The organism is Alteriqipengyuania sp., assembly GCF_964222115.1.
In the GTDB taxonomy this organism is placed as follows: Bacteria; Pseudomonadota; Alphaproteobacteria; order Sphingomonadales; family Sphingomonadaceae; genus Alteriqipengyuania.
The window spans coordinates 1-9,176 of sequence record NZ_CAXQBM010000001.1 but is presented as its reverse complement, the minus strand read 5'-3'; the positions used below and the strand labels follow the sequence as shown (position 1 = coordinate 9,176).

At 62.7% G+C, this 9,176-nt stretch carries 9 protein-coding genes; all 9 read left to right on the top strand.

Going from position 1 to position 9,176, the window contains the following annotated elements; all coding sequences use genetic code 11:
- Nucleotides 1–1,048, top strand: a 1,048-nt coding sequence (locus tag ACEQXE_RS00045; protein ID WP_370176856.1) for a DEAD/DEAH box helicase, incomplete at its 5' end; no start/stop codon positions are given.
- Nucleotides 1,049–1,093: 45 nt separating this feature from the next.
- The gene (locus tag ACEQXE_RS00040; protein WP_370176857.1) at nt 1,094–1,801 is read left to right on the top strand and encodes a CDP-alcohol phosphatidyltransferase family protein; all 708 of its coding nucleotides are present in this window, start codon (nt 1,094–1,096) and stop codon (nt 1,799–1,801) included.
- An 82-nt stretch (nt 1,802–1,883) separates the two neighbouring features.
- Nucleotides 1,884–3,236, top strand: a complete 1,353-nt coding sequence (gene gorA / locus ACEQXE_RS00035; RefSeq protein WP_370176855.1) for a glutathione-disulfide reductase — start codon at nt 1,884–1,886, stop codon at nt 3,234–3,236.
- Nucleotides 3,237–3,290: 54 nt separating this feature from the next.
- Nucleotides 3,291–4,313 carry an NAD-dependent epimerase/dehydratase family protein gene (locus ACEQXE_RS00030; RefSeq protein ID WP_370176854.1) on the top strand — a complete coding sequence of 341 codons (1,023 nt, stop codon included), beginning with the start codon at nt 3,291–3,293 and terminating at the stop codon, nt 4,311–4,313.
- Nucleotides 4,314–4,357: 44 nt separating this feature from the next.
- A complete protein-coding gene (locus tag ACEQXE_RS00025) occupies nt 4,358–5,842 on the top strand; it encodes a DUF5597 domain-containing protein (protein ID WP_370176853.1) in 1,485 nt (494 codons plus the stop codon).
- A gap of 81 nt (nt 5,843–5,923) precedes the next feature.
- Nucleotides 5,924–7,456: an acyl-CoA carboxylase subunit beta gene (locus ACEQXE_RS00020; RefSeq protein WP_370176852.1), complete on the top strand. Its 1,533-nt coding sequence runs from the start codon at nt 5,924–5,926 to the stop codon at nt 7,454–7,456.
- A 9-nt stretch (nt 7,457–7,465) separates the two neighbouring features.
- Nucleotides 7,466–7,879, top strand: a complete 414-nt coding sequence (locus ACEQXE_RS00015) for a hypothetical protein (RefSeq protein WP_370176851.1) — start codon at nt 7,466–7,468, stop codon at nt 7,877–7,879.
- On the top strand, nt 7,876–8,331 hold the full coding sequence (gene mce, locus ACEQXE_RS00010) for a methylmalonyl-CoA epimerase (protein ID WP_370176850.1): 456 nt from the start codon (nt 7,876–7,878) through the stop codon (nt 8,329–8,331). Before ACEQXE_RS00015 ends, mce begins: the two co-directional genes overlap by 4 nt.
- Nucleotides 8,332–8,477: 146 nt before the next feature.
- Nucleotides 8,478–9,176 (top strand): methylmalonyl-CoA mutase family protein (locus ACEQXE_RS00005; RefSeq protein WP_370176849.1); only part of this gene is annotated, 699 nt, incomplete at its 3' end.

The following is a 9,176-nucleotide window of genomic DNA, read 5'->3' as shown; positions in this document are numbered from 1 at the left end:
CAAGCTGCACCGCGGTACCGACATCCTCGTCGCGACGCCGGGCCGCCTGCTCGACCTGATCGACCAGCGCGCGTTCAACCTCGACAAGGTCGAAATCCTGGTGCTGGACGAAGCGGACCAGATGCTGGACCTCGGCTTCATCCACGCGCTGCGCAAGATCAACGAGTTGACGCCCAAGGACCGGCAGACGCTGTTCTTCAGCGCCACCATGCCCAAGGCGATCAAGGAACTGGTCAGCCAGTATTGCCGCAATCCGGCGCAGGTTTCGGTCACCCCCGAAAGCACTACGGCGGAGCGGATCGAGCAGTTCCTCTTCATGGTCCAGCAGGACGAGAAACAGAGCCTGCTCGAACTGATCCTCTCGGGTCGCCATCCCATTCCGGGCAAGCTGGAGCGGGTGCTGGTCTTTACCCGCACCAAGCATGGCGCGGACCGTGTGGTGAAGAAGCTCGCGCAGGCGAACATCCCCGCCAATGCGATCCACGGCAACAAGAGCCAGCCGCAGCGCCAGCGTGCGCTCGACGAGTTCAAGCGCGCCAAGACGTCGGTGCTGGTCGCAACCGATGTGGCCGCACGCGGGATCGACATTCCGGGCGTCAGCCACGTCATCAATTACGAGCTGCCCAACGTGCCCGAGCAATATGTCCACCGGATCGGGCGCACGGCGCGGGCCGGTGCCGATGGTGTCGCGATTGCGTTCTGCGCCGAGGACGAGCGCCAGTATCTCAGGGATATCAACCGCAACACCGATGCCGAGTTCGATCGGCTGCCCCTGCCGGAAAACTTCCGTGCGGTGGTTGAGGGTGTCGGCCCGACCAAGCCTGCGCCCAAGCAGCAGCGGGGCCAGCGCGTAAAGCCCAAGCCTATCGGCGACCGGCCGCACAAGCCCAAGAACAAGCACGCGTCCCGAAAGGGTAGGCCGCAAGGAGGCAAGCCCGGCGGGCAGGGTCGCGGAGGACCGGGTGGCCATAATCGCGGGGGCAAACCCGGCGGCCAGCGTCGCCGCAACCGTCAGGGCGGCGCGCATTCGGGCGGCGGACAAGGCTGATCGCGGTCTTGCATGGCTGCATCGGCTGGCGGATACACGCTGCCGATGGACCAAGCGAAATCAGACAGTAAGTCATTTCACAGCTCGGCTGAGCCGATCAACCGGGTTCAGCAGAACGTGCTGGCACGGGGCGAACGGTGGCTGCTCGACCGCCTCTGTGCCCGTATGCCACGCTGGGTAACGCCCGATATCCTCACTTTCATCGGCGTTTTCGGGGCACTTGCGATTTTCACCGGCTATGCGGCCAGCACTTTGGGCGATGCCTGGCTGTGGCTGGCAATTGCCGGGTATGTGATCCACTGGTTCGGGGATTCTCTGGACGGAAGCCTGGCGCGGTTTCGCCGGATAGAGCGCCCACGCTACGGCTATTTCCTCGATCACAGTTGCGACGGGCTGGCGACGACGCTGGTGGTCCTGGGGCTGGGCGCATCCGATTACGTGCAGCTCGAAGTCGCGCTGGTCGCGCTAGCAGGCTACCTGTTGATGTCGATTCACGCGTTTCTCTGTGTGCGCGTGATGGGCGAACTTCGCCTGTCCTACATGATGGCGGGGCCGACCGAACTGCGGCTGGTCCTGATGGCAATGACGTTGTCCATGCTGGCCCTTGGACCAAATCCGATCGTCCACGTGTTCACCGGCTTCGACCTGTTTGTGGGCGCCGTAGGGACCTTGCTGATCGTTCTTTTCGGTGTGCGCACGGCGGTCACTGCACGCAAGCTGGCTATCGAGGAACCCCCCCCGAAAAGCGGCTGAATGCTCCCACACTTTCGCAGACCATTGGAATAGCGGAGCATTGCCGCCATATCGCCCGCTCCCCGCCAGCAGGAGCGTGCAGATGGCCGACCAATACGACTACGATCTTTTCACCATCGGTGCGGGCTCGGGCGGCGTGCGCGCCAGTCGCGTATCCGCCGCGCATGGAGCGAAGGTCGCTATCGCGGAAGAGCATCGGGTGGGCGGCACCTGCGTGATCCGTGGCTGCGTGCCCAAGAAGATGCTCGTCTACGGCGCGCACTTCGCCGAAGATCTCGAAGACTGCCAGCGGTTCGGGTGGGAGATCGAGGGCAAGAGCTTCGACTGGATCAAGCTGCGCGACAATGTGCTGGCCGACGTGGACCGGCTCGAAGGTGCCTATACCGAGACGCTGGCGAACCACGATGTCACCATTTTCAAGGAACGCGCCGAGATTACCGGCCCGCACGAGATCACCTTGGCGAGCGGGCAGAAAGTCACCGCGAAGTACATCCTGATCGCGACCGGGGCGCGTCCGCGGATGCCCGAATGCGAGGGTGCGGAACACGCCATTTCGTCAAACGAAGCATTCCATCTCGATGAACTGCCCAAGAAGGTCATCATCGCGGGCGGTGGCTACATCGCCAACGAGTTTGCAGGTATTTTCAACGAGTTCGGCAGCGATGTTCATATTGTAAACCGGGGCGATCGCCTGCTGCGTAGCTATGACGAGGCGGTGCGCGACCGGCTGCTGCAGATCAGCACCACGAAGGGGATCAAGTTCCGCTTCAACACCACCTTCGAATATATCAAGCCGTGCGAGGAGGGCGGCTATTTCGTGAAGCTGTCCGATTGCGACGAGGAAAAGGCCGACCTCGTGATGTTCGCCGTGGGTCGCATCCCCAACATCGAAGGTCTGGGGCTGGACAAGGTCGGCGTCGAGATCGGGGAGCGCGGGGAAATCCTTGTCGACCGGTTCAGCAAGACCAGTGTCGACCATATCTATGCCGTGGGCGACGTGACCGACCGCGTCCAGCTGACGCCCGTGGCGATCCGCGAAGGCCAGGCCTTTGCCGATACGGTGTTCGGCGGGGGCGATCCGGTTGCGGTGGACCACGACTGCGTGCCCAGCGCCGTATTCAGCCATCCCCCCATAGCTGCGGTGGGGATGACCGAGGGCGAGGCGAAGAACAAGCTGGGCAGTGTCAAGGTCTACCTGTCCGACTTCAGGCCGATGAAAAACGTGCTCGCAGGCCGTAACGAACGCAGCCTGATGAAATTGGTCTGCGATGGCGACAGCGGAAAGATCGTGGGGATTCATATGATTGCCCCCGAAGCGCCCGAAATGATGCAGGCGGCGGCCATCGCGGTGAAGGTGGGCCTGACCAAGGCGGACTTCGATTCGACCGTGGCGATCCACCCGACGATGGCGGAAGAACTCGTCCTCATGCGCTGACATTAGGTTGCGAAAAGCAATCTAATTGGATAGCCTCTCCAGCAAGGGAGAGACATGATGGCGCAGACGATCCTCGTAACGGGCGGCACTGGCTATATCGGCGGTGAGGTGATCGACCAACTGCTGGCCAAGGGCCACACAGTCCACACCACGGTGCGCAATGTCGCCAAAGGCGAGCCCAGGTTGCGTGGACGCTGGGCCGAGGCGGGGGAGCGGCTGAAGGTCTTCCAGGCCGATTTGATGGACGATGCGGGCTGGGCGGAGGCCAGTGCGGGCTGCGATGCGATTGCGCATGTCGCATCGCCCTTTCCCATGGAAGTGCCCAATGATCCGCAGGTCCTGATCAAGCCAGCACGCGAGGGCACGCTTCGCGCGCTGAAGTTCGCGCATGAGGCAGGTGTACAGCGCTTCGTTCAGACCAGCAGCGCGGCGGCGATCGCTTACGGCCATCGCGGGCAAGAGAATTTCGACGAGAGCGACTGGACCAACCTCGACGCGGACCCGCCGCCCTATATCCAGTCCAAGACGATAGCCGAACGGGCCGCCCGCGACTGGGTGGCCGAGACTGCTCCCGGTATGGTCTTTTGCTCGGTCAACCCGGTCGGCGTGTTCGGCCCGGTTTACGATGCCGACCTCTCCACCAGTGTCGAGCTGGTGCAGAAGGTGATCGACGGATCGATCCCGATGGCACCGAACATGGGTATCGGGGTGGTCGACGTGCGCGATGTGGCGAAGATCCACGTCTTGGCGCTGGAGGCTCCTGCGGAAACCGTGCGGAATGGCCGCTTTGCCGCCTCGGCGCAGTTCATGTGGATCATGGAAATGGCCGACATGCTTCGCCAACGCGCACCCGATCTTGCGAAGAAAACGCCCACGCGCCGCATGCCCGATTTTCTCGTCCGCATCCTTGCGCTGTTCATGCCGGAGATGAAACAGGTGAAGGGCGAGCTCGGAAATGTCCGCGATGTCTCGGGCGCTCATGCCGAGAAGACCTTCGGCTTTACCTATATCCCGGCCGGGCAGACGATAGAGGACACTGCCCGCAGCTTGATCGAGAAGGGCATCGTCAAGTTTTAACGCTGCTGCTTGCGCCCGACGGCAATGGGCGGCACGATTGGCGTATGCGCTACCTCCTCGCTTTCCTGTGCCTTGCCCTTTTCGCAACTCCTGCGATTGCCGAGGATATGCCGCGCCTCGAACAGCGCGGTGAAGCGACCCAGCTGATCGTCGACGGCGAGCCGTTCCTTATCCTGGGTGGCGAGCTCGGCAATTCGACCGCGTCGGACCGCGCGACGATGGCGCGCCATTGGCCCAGCCTGCGCGACATGAACCTCAATACCGTGCTCGCCCCGATTTACTGGGAGCTGGTCGAACCGGAGGAGGGGCAGTTCGATTTCTCCAGCGTGGACTGGCTGATCGAGGATGCGCGCGCGCACGACATGCGGCTGGTATTGCTGTGGTTCGGCACATGGAAGAACTCGATGTCCAGCTATGTACCCGGCTGGGTGAAGCGCGATAGCGAGCGCTTCCCGCGCACTATCGGTGCGGATGGGCGGACCCAGGAAATCATCTCCGCTTACTCCACCGAAGCGCGCGATGCCGATGCGCGCGCCTTTGCCGCTCTGATGCGGCACTTGAAGCGTGTCGATGGCGATGCGCGAACCGTCATCATGGTGCAGGTCGAGAACGAGATCGGGTTCCTGCCCTTCGCGCGGGAGAGCGACCGGACCGACGATCCTGCGGCCGACGAACGCGCGATGGCACGCGCCTATGCCGAATATGCCGAGGTGGTGGCAGCTGCAGGCAAGCGCGAATATGCACTGCCGATGTTCGTCAACGGCGCGCAGGGTCGCCCCGGTGTTGCGCCGGGCGGGTATCCAAGCGGCGGGCCACTCGCGCACCTTGCAGACATCTGGCGGACCCACGCCCCCTCGGTCGATTTCATCGCGCCCGATATCTACTTCCCCAATTTCGGCGAGATCGTTGACGGATACTACTCCGCCGGAACGCGCCCGATCTTCATCCCCGAAGCCAATCGCCCGTCCGATGCCGCGCTCGCGGCCAATGCGCTGCGCTCCATAGGCGCGCGCGGTGCGATAGGGTTCAGCCCCTTTGCGATCGAGGATGCGAGCGAGGCGCAGGCCGCGAACATTGGTGCCGTCTATGCGATGCTGGACTCTATCGCGCCGCTGGTGCTCGACGCACAGGCGGAGGGGCGGATCGCGGGATTCGCTGCGCCGGTCGACCTCGATGGAACGGCTATGCTCGAACCTCTGGTTTCCGAGCTGGGCGGCGCGCGGTTCAGCGTTACCACCGTAGATCCGTGGACACCGCGCGATGCGCAGGACCCGAAGTCTCACGGCGGTATCCTGATATGGCTTGGCGGGGAGGAATACCTGTTCGCAGGGACCGGGATGACGCTCACCGTCGAGCCGGCTGACAGGCAGGGCCGCATGGGGTTCGAACGGGTGGAGGAAGGCCGGTTCGTCGATGACGGATGGCAAAGGGGCCGCGTGCTGAACGGCGATCAGACCCACCAGGGCCGCCACGTCCGGCTCCCGCCCGACACGTTCGGCATCCAGCGTTTCACCCTCTACCGTTACTAACACCCGGTTCGCGTTCGGTCCGCACGCTTGCCCCGCGCCGTGTCGCGTCCTAACGCCTCGCTGCGCAACAAGGAGTACCGGATGTCAGCCAATATTGCCGAAATGGAAAAGCGCCGCGAGGCCGCCCGGATGGGCGGCGGCCAGAAGCGGATCGATGCGCAGCACGCCAAGGACAAGCTGACCGCGCGCGAGCGGCTCGACGTGCTGCTGGATGAAGGCTCTTTCGAGGAGCTCGATACCTACGTCGTCCACGACTGCACCGATTTCGGCATGGAAGACCAGCAGATCATGGGCGACGGTGTCGTCACCGGGTCGGGTACGATCAACGGGCGGCTGGTCTATGTCTTCAGCCAGGATTTCACCGTGTTCGGCGGCTCGCTGTCGAAACGCCATGCAGAGAAGATCTGCAAGGTGATGGACACCGCGATGAAGGTCGGTGCGCCGGTGATCGGGCTGAATGACTCAGGCGGCGCGCGCATCCAGGAAGGCGTCGCGAGCCTTGGCGGCTATGCCGAGGTTTTCCAGCGCAACGTGCTCGCCAGCGGTGTCATCCCGCAGATCAGCGTCATCATGGGCCCGTGCGCGGGCGGCGCAGTGTACAGCCCGGCGATGACCGACTTCATCTTCATGGTGAAGGACAGCTCCTACATGTTCGTCACCGGGCCAGACGTGGTGAAAACCGTCACCAACGAAGTCGTCACGCAGGAAGAGCTGGGCGGGGCGATCACCCACACCACCAAGACCAGCGTGGCCGACGATGCGTTCGAGAACGATATCGAAACGCTGATGGCCACGCGCCGCTTCTTCGACTTCCTGCCGCTGTCGAACCGCGAGCCGGTGCCCGACATGCCGTCGAACGATCCGTGGGACCGTCAGGAGATGAGCCTCGACACGCTGATCCCCGACAATGCCAACCAGCCCTACGACATGCACGAGGTGATCGCGAAAACCCTCGATGATGGCGACTTCTTCGAGATCCAGCCCAAGCATGCGGGCAACATCATCTGCGGCTTCGGGCGCGTCGAGGGCCGCACCGTGGGCGTGGTCGCCAACCAGCCGATGGTGCTGGCGGGCGTGCTCGACATCAACTCATCCAAGAAAGCCGCGCGCTTCGTGCGCTTCTGCGATGCGTTCGACATCCCGATCCTGACCTTCGTCGACGTGCCCGGCTTCCTCCCCGGCACTTCGCAGGAGTTGGGCGGCATCATCAAGCACGGCGCCAAGCTGCTGTTCGCCTATGCCGAGGCGACCGTGCCCAAGATCACCGTGATCACCCGCAAGGCCTATGGCGGCGCGTACGACGTGATGGCGTCCAAGCACCTGCGCGGCGACCTCAACTACGCTTGGCCCACCGCCGAAATCGCCGTGATGGGCGCGAAGGGCGCGGTGGAGATCATCTTCCGCCAGGACCGCGACGACCCCGAAAAGATCGCCGAGAAAACGAAGGAATACGAAGACCGCTTCGCCAACCCCTTCGTCGCCGCCTCACGCGGCTATATCGACGAGGTCATCTACCCGCACTCGACCCGGCGGCGGATTGCACTGGGCCTGCGCAAGCTGCGCGGCAAGGAACTGAGCAACCCGTGGAAGAAGCACGATAATATTCCGCTGTGAGGTGTTTTGATGAAGTTTTCGCAGATCACCAAGACGCTATCGCCGCACGTTGAGATCAAAGCATACGATCCATCTGACAAACCTTGGTTGATTGATATCGACACCTCTCAGTCCGAGAGGCTAATGTGTTCGCTGGTACCGCACGAAGGTTTAGATCGTTGGGCGGATTTCCTTGAGGTTGAGGACCGTAGTAATCTCCAAGGGCTTGTCGCGATCAACGATGATTGGGTCCTCATTTTTCTCGCATTGCCCGAAATAGCCCTTCAAACTCTTTCAGTTGACGTTTCGTCGGTTTGGGCAGGTGACAGCGAATTGGAGGTCGAAATCTTGCCGGAGTTGGATTTTCACGTCGCAAAAGGTCGCAAAATTTTTGCGGTCCGATCTGCTCCTACAATTGCTCTTAGTTCAGCGAGGAAGCCGTGAGACTCGGCCGTCTCAACCATATCGGCGTCGCGACGCCTTCGATCGCGGACTCTATTCGCTACTACCGCGACACGATGGGCGCGGTGCGGATTACCGAGCCGTTCGACCTGCCCGAACAGGGCGTGAAGGTGTGCTTCGTCGATACGCCCGACAGCACGGGCGAAGTCGGCAAGGGCACGCAGATCGAGCTGATCGAGCCCTATGACGAGAGCAGCCCGATCAATAACTTCCTCGCCAAGAATCCCGCCGGTGGCCAGCACCATGTCTGCTATGAGGTGGAAGACATAGAGCAGGCGCGCGAATGGTTCGAGGGGAAGAGCAAGCGCATCCTCGGTCCCACGCGCATCGGCGCACACGGCACGCCGATCTTTTTCCTCCACCCCAAGGACATGATGGGCCAGCTGACCGAAATCATGGAGACGGCTCCAAAGGATCAAGGGAGCGGGCACTAAGCCCTCTCCCCATGTGGGGAGAGGGTTGGGAGAGGGGAGTTCGACGCGGTGAGGGCTGGACGCCCCTCTCCAAGCTTCGCTAGGCCGCTTTGCGACCAAGCTATGCTATCCTCCCCCCGCACGGGGAGAGGGATGAGGACTTACGGATGACCGACAAACCCACCCCCGCAGACTGGCAGGCCAAGGCCGACAAGGAAGTCAAAGGCCGCGACCTTACGTGGCACACGCCGGAGGGCTTCGACGTGAAGCCGCTCTATACGAGCGAGGACACGGCAGACATCGACCCCGGCCTGCCCGGTTTCGAACCCTTCACACGCGGCCCGTACGCCAGCATGTATACCGGGCGCGCGTGGACCATCCGCCAGTATGCGGGCTTCTCGACTGCCGAGGAATCGAACGCCTTCTACCGCCGCAACCTTGCGGCGGGGCAAAAGGGGCTGAGCGTCGCCTTCGACCTCGCCACGCACCGCGGCTACGATTCCGATCACCCGCGCGTGGTCGGCGATGTCGGCAAGGCAGGCGTCGCGATCGACACCGTGCGCGACATGGAAATCCTGTTCGACCAGATCCCGCTCGACGAGATGTCCGTCTCGATGACGATGAACGGCGCGGTGATCCCCGTGATGGCGTTCTATATCGTCGCGGCGGAGCGGTCGGGCGTTTCGCAGGACAAGCTCTCCGGGACCATCCAGAACGACATCCTCAAGGAGTTCATGGTCCGGAACACCTACATCTACCCGCCCGCGCCCAGCATGCGCATCATCGCCGACATCTTCGCCTACACGGCCGAGAACATGCCGCGCTTCAACAGCATCAGCGTCAGCGGCTACCACATGCAGGAGGCG

Coding starts and splice junctions, on each gene's coding strand:
- ACEQXE_RS00040 (WP_370176857.1), top strand. CDS start 1,094: ATGGACCAAGCGAAATCAGACAGTAAGTCATTTCACAGCTCGGCTGAG.
- gorA (WP_370176855.1), top strand. CDS start 1,884: ATGGCCGACCAATACGACTACGATCTTTTCACCATCGGTGCGGGCTCG.
- ACEQXE_RS00030 (WP_370176854.1), top strand. CDS start 3,291: ATGATGGCGCAGACGATCCTCGTAACGGGCGGCACTGGCTATATCGGC.
- ACEQXE_RS00025 (WP_370176853.1), top strand. CDS start 4,358: ATGCGCTACCTCCTCGCTTTCCTGTGCCTTGCCCTTTTCGCAACTCCT.
- ACEQXE_RS00020 (WP_370176852.1), top strand. CDS start 5,924: ATGTCAGCCAATATTGCCGAAATGGAAAAGCGCCGCGAGGCCGCCCGG.
- ACEQXE_RS00015 (WP_370176851.1), top strand. CDS start 7,466: ATGAAGTTTTCGCAGATCACCAAGACGCTATCGCCGCACGTTGAGATC.